The sequence below is a fragment of the Myxococcus sp. AM010 genome, assembly GCF_013372585.1.
Lineage (GTDB): Bacteria > Myxococcota > Myxococcia > Myxococcales > Myxococcaceae > Myxococcus > Myxococcus vastator.
The window spans coordinates 42,712-60,492 of the sequence record NZ_JABXEO010000051.1 but is presented as its reverse complement, the minus strand read 5'-3'; the positions used below and the strand labels follow the sequence as shown (position 1 = coordinate 60,492).

Genomic DNA, 17,781 nt, shown 5'->3' with positions numbered 1-17,781 from the left:
TCGTCGGCAGCGTCAGAGGTGTATAAGAGACAGCCCCCAAGCCCGCGCTGCCGCCGCTGGCCTGGTCCACCCAGGCCGAGCGCAAGGCCGCGTCCTGGGCGAAGGCCTGCAAGTTCGAGCACAACCCGGACCGGGGCGACTTCGGAGAGAACCTCGCCGCCGCCACGCCCGGCGCGTGGACCACGTCCCAGGTGGTGAAGAGCTGGGCGGACGAAGCCGCGGACTACGACTACCGGCGCAACACCTGCCAGAAGGGCAAGGTGTGCGGGCACTACACGCAGGTGGTGTGGCGCAAGACGGCGGCCGTGGGGTGCGCCACGGTGCTGTGCAACAAGCACTCACCGTTCGGCGCGCGGTTCCCCACCTGGCAGCTCTGGGTGTGCAACTACGCGCCGCCGGGCAACTGGGTGGGGCAGCGGCCCTACTGACCTCCCGCGCCCCACGGGGCCGGTGCGTCCCGGGTGCCGGACACTCACGCGGCGGGAGGTGACGGACCTCCGCCTGACGGCGGATAATCCACCCCATGCTCCGCTCCACGCCCCGCTTCCTCCGGCCGCTCGGCCTGCTCCTCCCCCTGCTCCTCACCGGCTGTGGCTCCGACGCCCCCGGCGAGGGAGACGGTGACGGCGACACCGAGCCGCTGGTCATGACGCAGTTCGACCGCGACATGCTGGCCGCGCACAACGCCGCGCGGAGGGACGTGTCGCCCGAGGCCTCCCCCGCGCTGGAGGACCTGACGTGGGACGAGCAGGCGACGCGCACGGCGAAGGCCTACGCCGCGCGGTGCAGGTTCGAGCACAACTCGAGCCGGGGCAACCTGGGGGAGAACCTCACCGCCGCCTCGTCCAGCGCCATGGGCGCGCAGGGCGTGGTGCAGGGCTGGGTGGACGAGGCCGCCCACTACGACCACGCCACCAACACCTGCGCGAGCGGCAAGGTCTGCGGCCACTACACCCAGGTGGTGTGGCGCGGCACGCGGGCCCTGGGCTGCGCCGTCCAGGAGTGCACGACGAACTCGCCCTTCGGGGACCGGTTCCCCAACTGGACGCTCTGGGTGTGCAACTACGCGCCGCCGGGCAACTACGTGGGCCAGCGCCCCTACTGACGCAGGTGCTGGTCCAGGAAGGCCGCCACCTGCTGCCAGGCGCCCGCGGCGGCCTGCGCGTCGTAGCGCTCACCCGACGGGTTGGCGAAGGCGTGCTCCGCCTCGAACTCCAGGATGTAGTGCCGCACGCCCGCCTCATCCAAGGCCTGCCGGAAGGCCTGCACCGTCTCCAGGGGGATGGACGGGTCCTTCGTGCCGAAGATGCCCAGCACCGGCGCGCGGATGGCGGCGAGCTCCCGCGCGTCCGTCACCGGGTTGCCGTAGTAGAGGACCGCCGCGTCCAGCTCCGGCAGGGCCATGGCCGCGCGCAGGGACCAGCCGCCCCCGAAGCACCAGCCGATGGTGCCCGTGCGCGGCGCCCGCACCCGCGCGTCCTGCTGGAGGAAGGTGTGCGCGGCCGTCAGCGTCTCCTGCGCGCGCGCCGGGTCCACGGCCTTCAGCAGCGCCAGCGCCTCCTCCCGCGTGGTGGCCACCTTGCCGCCATACAGGTCCACCGCCAGCGCGGCGTAGCCCTCCGCGGCCAGCCGGTCCGTCCAGTGGCGGATGTGGTCATTGAGCCCCCACCACTCATGGATGACGATGACGGCGGGCAGCGGCCCCTGGGCGCCCGCGGGCAGGCTCAGGTAGGCCTTCGTGCCGGCCACCTCCACCTCCTGGCCCTCCAGCACCGGCGGCGCGTCCTCGCGCAGCGTGTGCAGCGCCTTGAACTCCGACTCGGAGACGGCGCCCGTGGCGGCCGGCTCGCGGCGCACCTCCCGGGCACGGCCCTGGACGCAGGCGCTCAGCAGCAGCGCTCCCATCATCAACAGCAGGCCCTGGCGCATGATGTGTCGACCTCCGTGGGTTGGCCCGTCCCCGCGGCGGAGACGCTGGCGGCTGGTGGACTACTCCGAGGCAGCGCCCCGCGCCACCTCCGGTGCCCGCGAACGCGAAGAGGGCTGGGAGGGAAGCATCCCCCGCCAGCCCCCCTCAAGCGTCCCGCGTGAAGGCGGTGACTACTTCTTCTCGACCGCGGAGGGCTTGCCCGCCGGCGGCGTGCCGCCCATGGCCGGCATCTCCGGCGGCTTGACGATCTCCAGCAACTCCACCTCGAACACCAGGGCGGCCCCGCCCGGGATGTTCGGCGGCGCGCCGCGGTCACCGTAGGCGATGTCGGACGGGCACACGAGCTTGGCCTTGCCGCCCACCTTCATCTTCTGCACGCCCTCGGTCCAGCACTTGATGACACCCTGGAGCGGGAACTGCGTGGGCTCGCCACGCTTGTGCGAGCTGTCGAACTCGGTGCCGTCCGGCAGCGTGCCGCGGTAGTGCACCTTCACGATGTCCGACGCCTGGGGCGCCGCGCCCGTACCGGCGGTCAGCTCCTTGTAGATGAGGCCGGACTCCGTCTTCTGGGCGCCCTCTTCCTTCGCGGCCGTCTCCAGGAACGCCTTCGCCTTCTCCTTCTCAGCCTCCGCCTTGCGGGTGCTGCGCGCGCGCGCCAGCTCCTGCAGCTTCGGGCCGTACGTCTCCAGGTCCACCGCGGGCTTGTCGCCCTTCACCTGCGCGGTGATGCCCGCCTTGACGTACTCCAGCTCCTCGGGAGTCATGTCGAACACGCTGACGCTGCGGCCAATGGACAGGCCGAGCGCGTACAGCGTCTTCTGGTCCTCCGTCTGGGGATTCGCGCTCGCGCCGGGCGCCGTCGCCGTCGCCGCCGGCGTCGAATCCGTCTTGCCCTGCTGCTGGCAGCCCGCCAGCACCAGCATTCCCGCGACCAGCCACGTCTTCCGCATGTCGTTGCCCTTCCTTGCCTTTTGGAGCGGCAGTAAGACATCGCCGCAGTCAGTTCTGGGGGGCGACTTACTACAGAAATGGCCTGACTTCCGGTTCGACAGCACACCAGGAGCGTCCCCGTTCCTGGGCGACACCCCGCCCGCCCCCAGGGCGACCGCGTGTCTCCGCCAGAAGGTGGGTCTTTTCATTACCCACTCCACCCGACCTCAGACAGGGCCCGCCTCCAGGTAGCCCAGCAGGGGCGCCAGCACGGGCGTGAGGCGCTTGTAGGTCGCGGTGTCGGCGGGCACGGAGCGCAGCACGCGGGCCAGGCGCTTCCGCCGGCCGGGGGCCTCCACTTCCGAGGCCACCGGGGCCACGTAGGTGTGGATGGTGAAGAGGATGGCGCGCGTGCGGGGCAGCCGGGTGAGCGTCTGGCGCTCCAGGCGGAGGAAGCAGCGCTCGCCCGCGTTGTCCGGGGTGATGCCGTCGAACAGGTGCCGCCACTCCGGCAGCGTGCGCGGCTCCAAATCCAACCGCTCCGTGACGCTGATGGCCCAGTTGCAGCGCGTGACGGGGCGCCCGGGCTTCAGGCCCTCCATCAGCTTCAGCGTGGAGGGCCCCAGCTTCGCGTTGAACTGGGGCACCGGCGCGTGGACGGCCAGCAGCGGCCGGCCCATTTTGTCCCCCAGGCACCACCCGGAGGGGAAGCAGAGCTGCCCCGCCACCAGCGGGAACCCCTCACGCGTGCCGTCCAGCAGCAGCAGGTCCTCCTGCACCTGCCGGCCAAACCAGTCCAGCGGCGCCAGCGGCAGGCTCGCCGCGTCCCCCGGCGTGAAGTGCGTCCGCGTGCCCAGCAGGTGGTTGTGCCAGCACCAGCGCGTGCCCTCCACCTCCAGTGAGAAGTGCTCCGGCGCTTGACGCGCCATGGCAGGCAGCAGCACCGTCAGCGTCTCCCATTGGAGCTCCTCCGTCCCGGGCCCTCCCTGGAAGCGCTCGGCGTGCCCCGCCGTCAGCAGCGCCGCCTTCAACGCCACTTCGTCCGCATAGCGCGGCGCGTCTACTTCGATGAGTGTCTCTTCGGGCCTCAGCGCACGCACGCCCAGCGACATTGAAAAGACATCCTGCTCGAAGGGGAAGTAAGGCAGCACCGCGTCGACCTCTCATGAAGAATGGGAGCAATTTATCAACCGTGTTGCAGAACGCATCGCGTCACGGGAGGCCCGGCTGTTTTTGGTGTCTCACCCTTGAGGTTGTTCATCTTCACAGGGAGGATTCGCACGGTGCTGGCTGCGCCCTGAAGCCCCATGCTCGGGCGCCAGCAAGCGCAGCACTTCCACAGGAGATACCTGATGCATCCTCTGCCGCTGTCGCGCGCGCCCCGTGCCGTGCTCCTGGCCCTCGTGGGTCTGCTTGCCCTCCCCGCCTGTTCGGATGACGACGATGACCGTCCGGACGCGGGCCAGCCGGACTCTGGCACGCCCGGGGACGCGGGCACGGGGGACGCGGGCAGTGACGCGGGCATCCCGGACGACGGTGGCACCGGCGGTGACGGTGGCTCCATGGCGTGGCCGCAGGACTTCTCCTGCGAGGGCAAGGAGCAGACCACGCTGACGTTCAACCCGGGCCAGGAGCAGGAGCTCCAGGACGCGGTGAACGCGCTGGACGAGTGCACCACCATCGCGCTGGGCGCGGGCACCTTCCAGTTCGACAACGCCATCACCCTGCGCGCCAACGGCATCACCGTGAAGGGCGCGGGCAAGGGCGCCCAGGGCGAGGCCACCGGCGGCGAGGCCAGCACCGTGCTGGACTTCTCCAACGCGGCGGCGAACACCAACGGCTTCGACGTGGTGGGCAAGCTCTTCACGGTGAGCGACCTGGCCGTCTGGAACGCGAAGAAGGATGGCCTGCGCATCGAGTCCTCCAGCAACGTGAACATCCAGCGCGTCCGCACCGAGTGGGCCGAGGAGAACCTGGAGAGCAACGGCAAGTACGGCATCTACCCCGTGAAGTCGATGTACGTCCTCGTCGAGGACTGTGAGGCGTACAACGCCGCCGACGCGGGTATCTACGTCGGTCAGACGCAGCACACCATCGTCCGGCGGAACGTGGCGAAGAAGAACGTGGCGGGCATCGAAATCGAGAACACGAAGTACGCCCACGTCGCGAACAACATCGCCCAGGACAACACCGCGGGCCTGGTCGTGTTCGACCTGCCGGGCAACCCCATCCGGGGCACGGACGTCTACATCGCCCACAACACCATCACCGGGAACAACCGCCCCAACTTCGCCTCCGTGCAGGCCAGCAGCAGCACCGTGTCCCAGGTCCCCGCCGGCACCGGCACCTTCATCCTGGCCTCGCGCCGGGTGGAGCTGGAGCACAACACGTGGGGCGACAACAACACGGTGGACATCGCCATCCTCAGCGGGCTGGCCATTGAATCCGACCCCATCCAGTGGGCGGCCGGCTTCTTCAACTACCCCAGCCAGGACATCTCCATCCACGACAACACCTTCACCGGTGGCAGCGGCCGCCTGGTGGACAACGGCACGCCGGACCCGGAGCGCCGCCCGCTGGGCGCGCTGGTGGGCGCCGTCTACCAGTACGGCGCCGCGGCCCACGGCGTGACGGGCGTGGAGCACGTGCTGTGGGACGGCATCGACCCGGCGCCTCGCGATGAGAGCCTGGCCAACCCCATCAACATCTGCTTCACGCGCAACACGCTGCCGGAGAGCACGCAGGCCTCGGTGGTGGACCTCGACCTGCAGGCCGTGGGCGCCCACATCATGGCGGGCACCCCCAACCTGGCCGCCGCCTGGGCGGAGACGCGCCGCTATGTCCAGGGCGCCGAGCCCTACAACTGCTCGGGCTTCACCCCGGCCCTGACCATCCGCTGAGACCCCGTGAAGAACGGACGCATGTACAGGCCGTTCATCCCAGGACTGGGCCTCGCCGCGGTGCTGGTGACCGCGGCGCTGGCCTCGTGCGGCGGTGACGAGGGCGGCGTGACGCCGACGCCGGACGCCGGCGGCGGGCTCGTGTTCGACTCCGGGTACCCGCCCGAGGACAGCGGCACCCCGGACGCGGGTGACGACGACGCGGGCACGGGTGACGCGGGCACGGGTGACGCGGGCCAGGACGCCGGCACGCCCGAGGACGCGGGGACACCCGAGGACGCGGGGACGCCAGACGCCGGGCCCGCGTTTCCGCCCAGCACCCTGTCGGGCTTCGGCCTCTTCACCGGGACACCCGCGTCGGGTGGGCTCCAGCCGGTGGAGGGGAACATCCCCTATGCGCTGACCACGCCGCTCTTCTCCGACTACTCGGTGAAGTCCCGCACGCTGTTCATCCCGCCGGACGCGCAGGCCGGGTACTCGGCGCACGACGTGCTGGACCTGCCGGTGGGCACCATCATCACCAAGACGTTCGCCTTCCCCGCGGACCTCCGCGTCCCGGAAGAGAACGTGCGCGTCATCGAGACGCGCGTGCTGGTGCACCGGCCCGGAGGCTGGGAGGCCTTTCCCTACTTCTGGAACGAGGCCCAGACGGAGGCCACGCTGGCCAACGGCGGCCGCGTCGTCCGCGGCGTGCGCTTCATTGGCGAGGACGGCGAGGAGCGGACGCTGGACTACCTGGTGCCCAGCAAGAACCAGTGCCTGAAGTGCCACCACCTCCAGGACGCCCAGGAGAACCAGGTGCTGCTGCCCATTGGCGTGAAGGCCCGCTACCTCAACCAGGACCAAGATTATGGCGACGGGCCCATCAACCAGCTCCAGCACCTGGCCAACCTGGGCCGGCTGACGGGGCTGCCGCCCATCGACCAGGTCCCCCGCGCGCCGAACGCGTTCGACGCGGAGGAGGGCTCGCTGGAGCGGCGCGCGCGCCTACCTGGACATCAACTGCGCGCATTGCCACAACCCGAAGGGGACGGCGGGCACCACCAGCCGGCTGTTCCTCAACGTGGACAACACGGATGAGTTCACGTTGGGCGTGTGCAAGCGGCCGGGCTCCGCCGGCGGCGGGGTGGGCGGTGAGTTCGACATCGTCCCCGGCGACCATTCCGTGTCCATCCTCTGGTACCGCATGCACACCGAGGAGTCGGGGAAGATGATGCCGGAGCTGGGCCGCGTGCTTCGCCACGACCAGGGCTCACGGCTCATCGCCGACTGGATTGACGCCATGCCGGCGCGGGCCTGCAAGTAGGTCTGTCCCAAGTCTGTCGAGCGGCCCCTCCGCGTCCGGTGCGCGGAGGGGCTTCTCGTTTCCAAGGCGTGACGGCCGCGCCGCGTGACAGGGCGCGCGGGTGCCGCATAATCGCGGGCACATGTCCCTGCCCACGCTGCTCCGGGCCGCGGGTGCCGCCGCGCTCGTCCTGCTCGCCGCCTGCCGCATCGAGTCCGCCGCGCCCTCGGCCGGGCCCACGCTGGCGCGCGAGGCCACGCCCTCCGGAGACGTCTGGGTCTACACGTCCATGTACCGGCACGTCCTGGACGCGCTGGAGCCGCTGCTGAAGGCGCGGCTGCCCGACGTCCGGGTGCGCTGGTATCAGGCGGGCAGTGAGAAGGTGGCCAGCCGGCTGGAGGCGGAGCGCGCCGCCGGGGCCATCCGCGCGGACCTGCTGGCCACGTCGGACCCGTTCCTCTACGAGCGGCTGGCCCGTGAAGGCGCCCTGCTCCGCTACGCCTCGCCCAACGTGCTCCGGGTGCCCCGCGCCCTGGTGGACCTGGACGCGCGCTACGCGGCCCTGCGCCTGTCCACCATGGTCCTGGTGCACCGGAAGGACGGGCCCCCGCCGCCCACCTCCTTCGCGGCGCTCGCGGAGGGTCCGTGGACGGGACGCGTGGCGATTGGAGACCCGCTGACGTCGGGCACCGCCTTCACCTGGGCCGTGTTCTGCGACGCGAAGCATGGCGAGTCCTTCTTCCCCGGGCTGCGCCAGCGCGGCGCCATCGTCGCGGGAGGCAACGCGGCGGTGCTCCAGAAGATAGAGAGCGGCGAGGCGGATGCGGGCGTGTTGCTCCTGGAGAACGCGCTCGCGGCCCAGGCCCGGGGCAGCCCCATCCAGGTGGTGTGGCCCACCGATGGCGCCGTCGTCATCCCCGGCCCCGCGGCCCTCTTCGCGACGACGCCCAACCCCGTGGCGGCGAAGGCGGTGGTGGACGTGCTGCTGTCCCCCGAGGGCCAGCGCATCATCGTGGAGCAGGGAGACATGCACGCGGTGGACCCCAGGCTCGCGGGCCCCAAGGGAGAGGCCGGTGTCTCCGAGCTGCTGGAGCGCGCGCGCCCGTGGACGCCCGAGCTGCTCGAACGAGGGCTCGCGCGGGGCGGCGCCGTGAAGGAGCGCTTCCGTCAGGCCTTCTCACGATGAGCGCGGCGGCGCCCAGGTCCCAGTGGCTGGGGCTCGGCCTGTGGCTGGTGCCGGTGCTCTGCTTCTCCGTGCTCCCGGTGGCCGCGCTGCTCTGGCGAGGCCTGGGGCCCGCCGGGGCGGGGGGCCTGGGCTGGCTGCTCGCCGAAGGCGGGGCGCTGGGGAACACGCTGCGCATCGCCACGGGCGCGGCGGTGCTGGCCTTCGTTCTGGGGACACCGCTGGCGCTGGTGCTGCAACGCACCGACCTGCCCATGCGTGGGGCCTTCACGGTGCTGTTCACCCTGCCCTCCGCCGTGCCCGCGTTCATCTGGGGCATGGGCTGGCTGTCGCTCGCGAGCCCTCGCGCGGGGTACCTCAACCGGCTGCTCGGCGATGACATCTTCGACATCTACGGCCCCGCGGGCATCGCCTTCGTGGAGGGCGTGTCGGGCCTCCCGCTGGTGCTGCTGGCGGGCGCGGCCGCCCTGCGGCGCGTGGACCCGGCGGTGGAGGAAGCCGCGCGCGTCTGCGGGGCTTCGACAGCGCGGGCGCTGCTGACCACCACGCTGCCGCTGGCGCTGCCCTCCCTGCTGTCGGGCGCGGTGATGGTGTTCCTCATGGCGGCCTCGTCCTTCGGCGTGCCGTACCTGCTGGGCGTGTCGGCCTCGCCGCCCACGCGGGTGCTCACCACGCGCATCTATGAGCTGGTGCTGATGGGCGGTGACGAGGGCCTGGCGCGCGCCGCGCAACTGGCGACGTCGCTGCTGCTGCTCGCGCCCCTGGCGATGCTCGTGACGTGGGCGCTGGGCCGCGCCGGCCGCGTCCGCCTGAGCGCGGGCAAGGGCCTGTCCTCCCGCCCCTTCCCGCTGGGGCGCGCACGCGGGCTCGTCCTGGGGGCGGTGAGCCTGACGGCCTCGGTGCTGGTGCTGCTCCCGCTGGGGGCCATCCTCCTCACGTCGCTCCAGCGCAGCTTCGGCGCGGCGCTGACGTGGGAGACGCTGACGCTGGCGCACTGGGCGGGCGTGCTGCTGGAGCCGCGCACGCTGCAGGCCACGGGGCGCAGCGTCCTGCTGGCGGCGGGCGCGGGTGTCCTGGTGTGTGGCCTGGGGCTCGCGGCGGCGGTGCTGCGACGCGGGCTGCGCCGCCTGGGCACGGGCGTGGAGGCGCTGGCGGTGTGGCCCTACGCGGTGCCCGGGACGGTGCTGGCCCTGGCGCTGCTGCTCGCCTTCTCCCGGGACGTGCGCTTCATCCTGATGGACCGCGTCGCCTTCGTGCTCGCGCTGGCCCACACGCCGTGGCTGCTGCTCATCGCCTACGTGGCGAAGTACCTCGCGCTGGGCGCGCGCAACAGCGAGGAGGCGCTCGCGCAACTGGACGCCTCGCTCACCGAGGCCGCGCGGGTGAGCGGCGCCGGCCCCTGGCGCGCGTTCGTGGATGCGCCCCTGCCCTTGCTGCGGCCGGCGCTCACCGCGGCCTTCGTCCTGGCGTTCCTCGCGTGCGCGACGGAAATCACGATGTCCGTCCTGCTGGTGCCCGCGGGGACCGAGGTGCTCGGGACGCTGCTGTTCGAGCTCCAGAGCTACGCGGACCCCGCCGCCGCCGCGGTGCTGGCGTGTGCCTTCATCGCGCTGGTGGTGGTGGGCCAGGCCCTGCTCGCGCTGCTGACGCGGCGGCCCGTGGACACGCGGTGAGGGCGGAGGCGTCCGGCCTCGCCAGGGAGCCGCTGGCCCCCTGGCGAGGTCTTCAGACCCTGGACGCCATTACATGCACGCGCAGTACATGCCCCGGATGCAGTGCCCGAAGCCCTCACCACAGAAGTAGTCACAATCCGAGTTGCGCACACAAATGGCCTGCGCGGACTCAGGCGCGTTGGCCTCGGCCGTGGACGGCATGAACGCCATTCCGAAACCCGCCGCCAGTCCCACACCCAGCGCCATCAGCATCGCAATTCCATTCTTCTTCATCGCGTGACTCCTTTCGGGGAGCCTCCAGCCTAACCACAAACGGCGGCGGCCGGGGTAGGCTCCGCCACCGCCGCATGAGCGACTTCCGACGCGCCACCCGTGACGACAACACCGCGCTGCTCGACCTGTTCGGCGCGGTGCCCATGCAGGGCGACCTGGTCCTCTCCTCGCAGCGAGCGCCGGACTACTTCGGCCTCTACACCATGCAGCGCGGAGAGACGGAGGTCTGGGTCCACGGCGAGCACGGCCGGCTGGACGGGATGGGCGCCGTGCACGTGCGCGACGGCTGGCGGGAGGGCCGTCCGTGCCGGGTGGGCTACCTGGGCGACCTGCGCACCCGCTTCTCCGCGCGCCGGAGCCGCGGCCTCGCGCGCTTCTACGGGCCCATGCTCGAGGAGAGCGCCCAGCGGCTGGGGGTGGACACCTTCCTCACGGCCGTCATGGCCTCCAACGCCACCGCGCTCCAGGCGCTCGTGCGGCGGCGGCCAGGACGCGTGAGCCAGCCGCACTACGCCCTGCTCCGCCGCTTCTCCGCCGTGTCCATCCAGTTCCTGCTCCGCCGCCGTCCCCAGCGCAGCGCCTTCGCCGTGCGGCGCGCCACGCCCGAGGACGTCCCCGCCGTCTCGGCGTTGCTGGATGCCGACCACCGCGCCCGTCCCTTCGGCTACCGCTTCGACGTGGGCGAGCTGGAGCACCGCCTCGCCCACTGGCCTGGGCTGCGAATCGAAGACACCTACCTGGCCTTCGACGCGACAGGCGCGCTGGTGGGCTGCACCACCGCCTGGAGCCCCGCGGCCGTGAAGCGCTACCGCGTCCATGCCTACCGTGGAGGCCTGCGCTGGGTGCGGTGGGGATGGAACACGCTGGCCACCGCGCTCCACGCACCGCGCCTGCCCGCGCCAGGCAGCGACTTCCGCTACTTCTATCTCTGCAACACCAGCGTGCGCGGAGAAGACCCGGCCATCTTCAACGCGCTCGTGGAGCGAGTGTACGCGGACTTCCACGGCCAGGGCTTCCACTTCTTCACGCTGTACCAGGACGAAGGGGACCCGCTGGCGCCCGCGCTGAAGGGCTTCCTCCAGCGACGGCTCGACTTCCACCTCTACGCCGTGACGCCCGCCTCACGTCCTCGGGACACCTTCCCCGCCGGACGGACCGGCTTCGAAATCTGCCTGCCCTGACGCACGCTCACTCCGCTTGGAGCGTGAAGCGCCAGGGGACCTGCTCCAGGCCGGAGGCACCGGCGAAGGTCAGCACATGGAGGCCGGAGCGGTCCGCGACGAACCGTCCAGCCCGCAGACTCAATGGCAGGCCGCCGGGGGCCATGAGCGACACCTGAAGCGCTCCCGCCTCCAGGTCCAGCCAGTAGGCGCGGCCCGCCTCCAACCCGACGGAGAACACATCCGCGTCGATGGCCGTCTGAGCCACGCCCGACACCGAGGCCGGCAGCGTCAGGGCGTGGGCCGTCCCGCCGTGGTCGCCGTAGTCATCGACGGCCACGTGCTCCAGCAGCAAGGAGAACGCCTCCGCGCCATTCAATGGCTGGAACATCATCGTGACAGGCGCCGCGTTCCAGGCGCTGAAGAGGTGGCGGCCGTCGTCCAGCTCCAGGATGCCCACCGCGCCCCGTGGGTTGAAGGACAGGTCCGGAGAGGGCGCGTAGGACGCGAGGTAGATGCCACGGTCCTCGGCCTGGAAGACGACGGCGTCCGTGTCATGCGGCGTCTCGAAGAGGCCCGAGAGCGGGGTCCCCGGCGTGATGAGCGTCGCCGTCTGCGGCGAGTCCCCGTGGTCATCCACTCCCGCGTCCACCAACGTCAGCAAGAAGGAGTGCGCCCAGAGGTCGCCGCCATCCACGAGGAGGTAATACGTCCCGGCGCGCTCCACCCGGGCCCGCAGCCGGTCCGTGTCCGCCAGGGCCACGTTCCCCCCGTTCGCATCCACCACCTGAGCCGACCACCGCCCGGCCCCCTCCGTCCGCACCGTGTAGACGTGCCCGGGCGCCCCCGTGAAGGAGAAGACCTCCACGTCCTCACGTGACTGGAGGGTGACTGGCACCGGGATGCCCGCCGTCACGGCCGTGGCGGTCTCCAGCGTGTCGCCATGCTCATCGGGGCCCAGGTCCTCGAAGCGGCAGGTGGAATCCACCGGGGTGACGCCCTCCGGACTCAGCACCACGAACCAGTCACGCTCGGACGTCGCAAGCAGGCTCACCGCGAGCGGCGCCCCTGACGAGCCCTGCGAGACCTCCGCGACCGCGCCGACAGAGGACAGCAGCATCACCTGAAGGAGCAGCCCGGGCGCCTGCTCGCAGATGAAGCGGTAGCCATGCCCCACCCGCGAGCGGAAGGTGAACACATCCACGTCAGCGGACGAGGCGAGCCTCACCGGGAACGGAGCGCCAGCGACCTCCCGCAGGAGGGTGGCTTCTTCCAACGTATCCCCGTGGTCGTCCACGCCCAGCGACATCAGGTGGTACGTGTAGTGCCCGTGTGAGCGCCCGCCAGAGACCTCGAAGTACCAGGTGCCCGCGGCGAGCGTGGGCAACCACAAGACCGTGGCGCCCTCCACATCGACAGGCATGTCCAGCGTGTTCCCAGCCGCGTCCAGCAACCGCACCCGGCACTCCGACAGGGTCAGCCGCGTGCATGAGAAGCGGTACATGCCGCGCTCCGCCACGGTGACGGCGAACACGTCCCGGTCCTTCAGCTCCTCGCGCAGGCCCTCTTCGATGCGGCCCTCGCGGGGCGACATGGGGAGCGTCAGCACCGTCGCGCTGTCGGGAGCGCCCCCATGGTCATCCGGCTGCTTGAAGGCGGCGACCGAGCACGTCAACCCCGCGGCATCTTCCCACGGTCCGCAGCGGCACATGGGCTGCCCCGCGTTGGAGAAGCAGGCGCCCGCGGTGCACCGCAGCCCCGCACAGGCCACCGCATCCCCAGGCACCTCCACGGTGTTGCACGAGGCCACTCCCAGGACGAGGAGCAGGACCACCGGCAGCGGCCCTGGGGGCCGGGTGGAGCGCCGTGCACGGGCCATGACGTTCCGCCCTCTCATCCCCTTCGTCAACACCATGCCGCAAGCATAGAACAGGGAGCGGGCAGCCTCCTCCAGGGCAAGGCCCGGCCCGGCGACCGTCGGACGCTGGACAACCTACCTGCGCCGTCGGGCCGTCGGGCCGCAGAGCGCGTGGGTGTAGGGTGCCGCATCAATGGCCATCAGCTTGCCGCACGAAAGTGTGCTCGCGGTGCCTGCCGGGGGGGACGCGCACTTCAGCCTCTCCAGCAGCGCGCGGGTGCTGGGAACTCTCCACCTGGGTCCTGGAGCCAACATCGCGCAAGGCGCGGTGGTGCGCTCGCATGACGGCGCCGTGCGGTTGGGCGCTGGCTCGGCCGTGTTGGAGAACGGTGTCATCATCGGGATGCCGCAGCACCCCGTCACGGTGGGAGAGCGCACCTTTCTCGACCACCGCAGCCTCGTGCTGGGCGCGGAGGTCGGCGCGCTCTGCGACGTAGGAGGCGGCTCCATCCTCATGCCCGGTGCGCGCATCGGCACCCGCTGCCTGCTAGGGGAAGGAACGCTCATTCCAGCGGGCACCGTGGTGCCGGACGACTCCGTCGTCGTGGGCCGCCCCGGTCGCATTCTCCGCCGAACCACCGCGGATGATTTGGAACGGCTCCGGAAGCGGCGCGGCGGAAGCCTCGACCTGCCGGGCCAACCACTCACCGCTTTCTCCGCGAGAGATCGCGCAGAGGACGCTCCCATGGGACAGCTCTATACGTTTCGCGACAAACACCCACTGGTGCACCCCACCGCTACCCTCTTCTCCTCGGCCGAGGTGACGGGGGACGTCATCATCGGCCCGGGCTGCATCATTGGCCCCGGGGTCAAAATCCTCGGGGACGGCAATGGCCCGGTGCGCATTGGCGCGGGCGTGCAAGTGCTGGCCAACACCGTGCTGCACCGGCTGTCGGACCACGCGCTGACGCTGGAGGACGGCGTCATCATCGGTCCGGGCTGCACGGTGCATGGCAGCCACGTGGGCGCGAACACCGTGGTGGAGCCGGGCGCCATCCTCTGTGACGGGACGCGGCTGGGACGCGGCAGCTTCGTGGGCGCGGGCAGCCTGGTGAAGCAGGGCAGCGCCTTCGCGGAGGGTGCGCACGTGGAGGGCTTCCCTGCGACGCAGACGGGCACGTTGGCGTCGCTGCCACCAGTGCCTCGCTGGGCGCTGCGGCCGGAAGACCTGCCGGGGCTGCGGCGCATCGGCTAACGCGGCCGAAGGCTCACCGCGGCCTGTCCGCGTGATTGAAGGCCGCCATCAGCGTGCCCATGGCATGGAACGCCAGTCCCATGCCCCAGCCGATGGCGGGGTACTGCACCCACCAGCTCGGCCCCGAAAACAGGTCGATGAGGGTGAGCCCGCCAATGACGATGGTGTAGCTCGTCGCATGTGACGCAAGGCCCATGTAGGCCCTGCGCATGCGGCGCTGCGCCTTGTCGCGTCCCGCGCGCGCGGAAATCACGCTCTCCACGGCGGCTTCGCTCACGCCCATCTCCCGGGCCATGGCGAGCAGGTCCTCCCGGGTGAGCGCGCGCTCCACGTCCTTGCCCGCGAGCGCGCGCGCCGTGGCCTCGCGAATGATGTCCGCGGCCTCGTTCTGGGAAAAGCTCGAAGGTGCGCCGCGCTGCCGGGTGTCCGCCATGGGACTGGGACGCTAGCGCGGCGTCTCCACCACGCAAAGAGAAGGAATCCCCCCACGCCCGTTCTCGCTGGCGACTCACCTGTCTTCTCAAACAGCGAAGGGGGAACTCATGCTTCGTGGCATTCGCAGGTCCATGTTCTGTGCGCTCGGCCTCATGGCCGCCGCGTGTGGTGGTGAAGCCTCACGCGCCCAGGTGGAGCCCCCCGTCCAGGTCGTCCCGGAGGCGTGGCTGGGCGAAGCCGCGGGCGCCGAGCTCCCGCACCTGGAGGCCCTGGGCGATGTCCGCATGCTGAAGGACGTGAACGCGGAGGCGTTGCACCGCGAAGCCTCGGCGCGCCAGGCCGCGGGAGCCACGCGCGCCGCGGCGGAGGCACCGACCCGACCGTCCACCGAGCGCTCCTTCATTGGCATCGACGTGAAGAACAACAAGGCCTACCGCCTGCGCACCGACGCGGCCAACCTGGGCCGCGTGGCGGAGGAGCTGGCGCGGCGCGGACTCAACGGCGCCTCGCGCGGCACGCTGGATGACGCCGCGCGACTGGAGCCGGTGAACGGTGATGAGGCCCTGACCTCCGGCGCGGTCTCCGGCCAGACGTGGAGCAACGGCGTGGACACGCGCGTCCGCATGGGCCTCACGAACGGCTATGCCACGAACTCGTGGCCCTATCGGACCATCGGCCACCTGAGCGCTGGATGCTCGGGTGCGCTCGTGGGCCGCCGCGTCGTCGTCACCGCCGCCCACTGCGTCGTCAGCGCGTACAGCGGGTGGAACCCCATCTTCAACACCTTCACCGCTCGCCGCGACGGCGCCACTGCGCCGTGGGGTGTCCAGGACGCCATCTGGTACTGGGTGCCGGAGGGCTACATCAACGGCTCCTGCAACAGCGTCGCCAGTTGCAACCGCCACGACGTCGCCATCATGGTGCTCGCGGACAACTTCCCGAACGGCCACCCGGGCTGGATGGGGCACTGGAACGCGTCCACGGACACGCTCAAGACGTGGTCCACGTACATGCGCGGCTACCCTGGCTGCGGCCACGTGGCGGCCCCCGCGAGCTGCACGGCGCGCACGCTGTACGGCGACGTCAACCTGTGCAAGACGGGCAACGCCTACAGCCCGGACGCGGACGGCTGGCACCAGGAAATCGAGATCGGCTGCGACGGCAGCCCGGGCCAGAGCGGCTCGCCCATCTACTCGTATGACGCGCCCGTCTCGGGGCCCGTCGTGGTGGGCCAGTACAACCAGTACTACTGCGACGCCGCGGCCTGCGCGGGCAACGCCTTCCCGAACAGGATGGGGCACCTGACGCCCTCGTGGAACAACTCCATCAGCTACTTCAAGTCGCTCTATCCCTGAGGAGCGCGCCGGCCCGCCAGTGACGGCTTCCGGGCGCTCCACTGCCCCCGGGGGCCGTTCCGCGTCGAGCGGCCCCGACAGAATAATGAGGCGCCCACGCACCTGGTGAGGACGATGCCTCCATCCGACGCCGCAACTCTCGGGAGCAGCCACCGGCAGCCCGCCAGCGAAACGCCCATCGGGTATCCCCTGGAGCATGACCACACGGTCCAGTTCTATGAGGACGAAGCCTTCGTCGTCGACATCGTCGAGGCCTACATCACGGGCGGGCTCGAACGCGGAGACCCGCTCATCCTCATCACCCAGGCGAGCCACCGTCAGCAGCTCATCGCGCGGCTGATGGCCGCGGGCGTGGACACCGAGGCGGTCATCGCGAGCGGTCAGCTCACCCTGCTCGACGCCCGCGAGACGCTGTCGCGCTTCATGGTGGGTGGACGCCCGGACTGGGAGCGCTTCCGCGAAGTCGTCGGCGCCGTGATTGAGCACAGCCTCGCGGCCGCGCGCCCCGGCGCCAAGGTCCGCGCCTACGGCGAGATGGTGGATGTCCTCTGCATGGATGGGATGCCGGACATGGCGGTGGCGCTGGAGGCGCTGTGGAATGACCTCAGCGTGCTGTACCCCCTGTCCCTGCTGTGCACCTACGCCATCGGCCACTTCGGCCAGGCGGCGCACGCGCAGCCCTTCCTCGACGTCTGCAAGGCCCACGCACACGTCCTCCCCACCGAGCGCTACACACGGCTCGAAGGCCCGGCGGGGCGCCTGCGCGAGGTCAGCCTCCTCCAGCAGCGCGCCCAGGCCTTGGAGGCGGAGGTCCAGCAGCGACAGCAGGCCGAGCAGGCCCTGCGCGAGGCGCTCCACCACCGGGATGAGTTCCTGGCCCTGGCCAGTCACGAGCTGAAGACGCCACTGACGGCGCTCCAGCTCCAGCTCCAATCACTCCCCTCCGCGGCGACGCGAAAGGATGGTGGCGGACGCCTGCTGGAGCGGCTGGACAAGGCCATCCGCCATACCGAGCGGCTCGCCACGCACATCGACGGGTTGCTCGACGCCTCCCGCATGGGAGAGGGCCAGGTGCCCTTGATGGTGGAGCCCCTCGACCTGTCGGGGCTCGTCCGGGAGACGGTCGCCCGCGCCAGGACTCCGGCGGCCGAGGCGGCCTGTCCCATCCACCTGACGGCGGACGTCCCTGTCGAAGGCGTGTGGGATTCGCTGCGGATTCAGCAGGTCGTGGGCAACCTCCTGGTCAACGCCTTCAAGTACGGCAAGGGCCGTCCCATCGAGGTGCGGGTGGAGGGCGCGCCGGACCACGCGCGCCTCTCCGTGAGAGACCACGGCATCGGCATTGCCCACGAGCACCAGGCGCGCATCTTCCAGCGCTTCGAACGCGCCGTTCCCTCGAGCGCCTTTGGAGGCCTGGGCCTGGGGCTCTACGCGGCCCGCCAGGTCGTGGTGGCGCACGGCGGCACCCTCCGCGTGGAGAGCGAGCCAGGCCAGGGCGCCACCTTCATCGTGGAACTGCCCTACCTTCCGCCGTAGCGCGGCGG

Annotated in this window: 16 protein-coding genes; 10 read left to right on the top strand and 6 right to left on the bottom strand. The window is 71.1% G+C overall.

Annotated features, from left to right (window positions below; all coding sequences use genetic code 11):
- Positions 1-523 precede the first annotated feature (523 nt).
- Positions 524-1,105, top strand: coding sequence for a CAP domain-containing protein (locus tag HV826_RS22565; RefSeq protein WP_176419078.1), 582 nt, complete (start codon positions 524-526; stop codon positions 1,103-1,105).
- Here HV826_RS22565 and HV826_RS22560 read toward each other — a convergent pair.
- From HV826_RS22560 to HV826_RS22550, 3 genes are all read right to left on the bottom strand, one after another.
- On the bottom strand, positions 1,099-1,929 hold the full coding sequence (locus HV826_RS22560) for a dienelactone hydrolase family protein (protein WP_176419077.1): 831 nt from the start codon (positions 1,927-1,929) through the stop codon (positions 1,099-1,101). The two genes, HV826_RS22565 and HV826_RS22560, sit on opposite strands and share 7 nt — an antisense overlap.
- A gap of 171 nt (positions 1,930-2,100) precedes the next feature.
- The gene (locus tag HV826_RS22555) at positions 2,101-2,880 is read right to left on the bottom strand and encodes an FKBP-type peptidyl-prolyl cis-trans isomerase (protein ID WP_176419076.1); all 780 of its coding nucleotides are present in this window, start codon (positions 2,878-2,880) and stop codon (positions 2,101-2,103) included.
- 207 nt (positions 2,881-3,087) lie between these two features.
- Positions 3,088-4,011, bottom strand: a complete 924-nt coding sequence (locus HV826_RS22550) for a DUF3445 domain-containing protein (protein ID WP_176419075.1) — start codon at positions 4,009-4,011, stop codon at positions 3,088-3,090.
- Between the two features lie 201 nt (positions 4,012-4,212).
- Here HV826_RS22550 and HV826_RS22545 point away from each other — a divergent pair, with 201 nt between their 5' ends.
- The 5 genes from HV826_RS22545 to HV826_RS22530 all read left to right on the top strand — a co-directional run bounded on the left by HV826_RS22545 (position 4,213) and on the right by HV826_RS22530 (position 9,901).
- Positions 4,213-5,760, top strand: coding sequence for a parallel beta-helix domain-containing protein (locus tag HV826_RS22545; protein WP_255217357.1), 1,548 nt, complete (start codon positions 4,213-4,215; stop codon positions 5,758-5,760).
- Between the two features lie 21 nt (positions 5,761-5,781).
- On the top strand, positions 5,782-6,840 hold the full coding sequence (locus tag HV826_RS22540; protein WP_255217356.1) for a hypothetical protein: 1,059 nt from the start codon (positions 5,782-5,784) through the stop codon (positions 6,838-6,840).
- Positions 6,824-7,066 (top strand): hypothetical protein, encoded by a 243-nt coding sequence (locus HV826_RS37390; RefSeq protein ID WP_255217355.1) that lies wholly within the window; start codon positions 6,824-6,826, stop codon positions 7,064-7,066. Before HV826_RS22540 ends, HV826_RS37390 begins: the two co-directional genes overlap by 17 nt.
- 121 nt (positions 7,067-7,187) lie before the next feature.
- On the top strand, positions 7,188-8,231 hold the full coding sequence (locus tag HV826_RS22535; protein WP_176419073.1) for an ABC transporter substrate-binding protein: 1,044 nt from the start codon (positions 7,188-7,190) through the stop codon (positions 8,229-8,231).
- Entirely contained in the window at positions 8,228-9,901 is a 1,674-nt protein-coding gene (locus tag HV826_RS22530; protein ID WP_176419072.1) for an iron ABC transporter permease, read from the top strand. The genes HV826_RS22535 and HV826_RS22530 overlap by 4 nt, the downstream gene beginning before the upstream one ends.
- Positions 9,902-9,970: 69 nt before the next feature.
- Here the strand turns inward: HV826_RS22530 and HV826_RS22525 are convergent, their stop codons facing one another.
- Positions 9,971-10,174 (bottom strand): hypothetical protein, encoded by a 204-nt coding sequence (locus HV826_RS22525; RefSeq protein WP_176419071.1) that lies wholly within the window; start codon positions 10,172-10,174, stop codon positions 9,971-9,973.
- Positions 10,175-10,248: 74 nt separating this feature from the next.
- Here HV826_RS22525 and HV826_RS22520 point away from each other — a divergent pair, with 74 nt between their 5' ends.
- Complete coding sequence (locus tag HV826_RS22520; RefSeq protein WP_176419070.1) at positions 10,249-11,355, top strand: hypothetical protein; 1,107 nt, start codon at positions 10,249-10,251, stop codon at positions 11,353-11,355.
- Positions 11,356-11,362: 7 nt separating this feature from the next.
- Here the strand turns inward: HV826_RS22520 and HV826_RS22515 are convergent, their stop codons facing one another.
- Positions 11,363-13,213 (bottom strand): hypothetical protein, encoded by a 1,851-nt coding sequence (locus tag HV826_RS22515; protein ID WP_255217354.1) that lies wholly within the window; start codon positions 13,211-13,213, stop codon positions 11,363-11,365.
- 172 nt (positions 13,214-13,385) lie between these two features.
- On the opposite strand from HV826_RS22515, the gene HV826_RS22510 reads away from it, so the two are divergent.
- Positions 13,386-14,447 (top strand): gamma carbonic anhydrase family protein, encoded by a 1,062-nt coding sequence (locus HV826_RS22510; RefSeq protein WP_176419068.1) that lies wholly within the window; start codon positions 13,386-13,388, stop codon positions 14,445-14,447.
- 13 nt (positions 14,448-14,460) lie between these two features.
- On the opposite strand, the gene HV826_RS22505 is transcribed toward HV826_RS22510, so the two are convergent.
- On the bottom strand, positions 14,461-14,880 hold the full coding sequence (locus HV826_RS22505) for a 2TM domain-containing protein (protein ID WP_176419067.1): 420 nt from the start codon (positions 14,878-14,880) through the stop codon (positions 14,461-14,463).
- Between the two features lie 109 nt (positions 14,881-14,989).
- On the opposite strand from HV826_RS22505, the gene HV826_RS22500 reads away from it, so the two are divergent.
- Both HV826_RS22500 and HV826_RS22495 read left to right on the top strand, forming a co-directional pair.
- Positions 14,990-16,237 carry a serine protease gene (locus tag HV826_RS22500; protein ID WP_176419066.1) on the top strand — a complete coding sequence of 416 codons (1,248 nt, stop codon included), beginning with the start codon at positions 14,990-14,992 and terminating at the stop codon, positions 16,235-16,237.
- A 114-nt stretch (positions 16,238-16,351) separates the two neighbouring features.
- Entirely contained in the window at positions 16,352-17,773 is a 1,422-nt protein-coding gene (locus tag HV826_RS22495) for an ATP-binding protein (RefSeq protein ID WP_176419065.1), read from the top strand.
- The last annotated feature ends 8 nt before the right edge of the window (positions 17,774-17,781 follow it).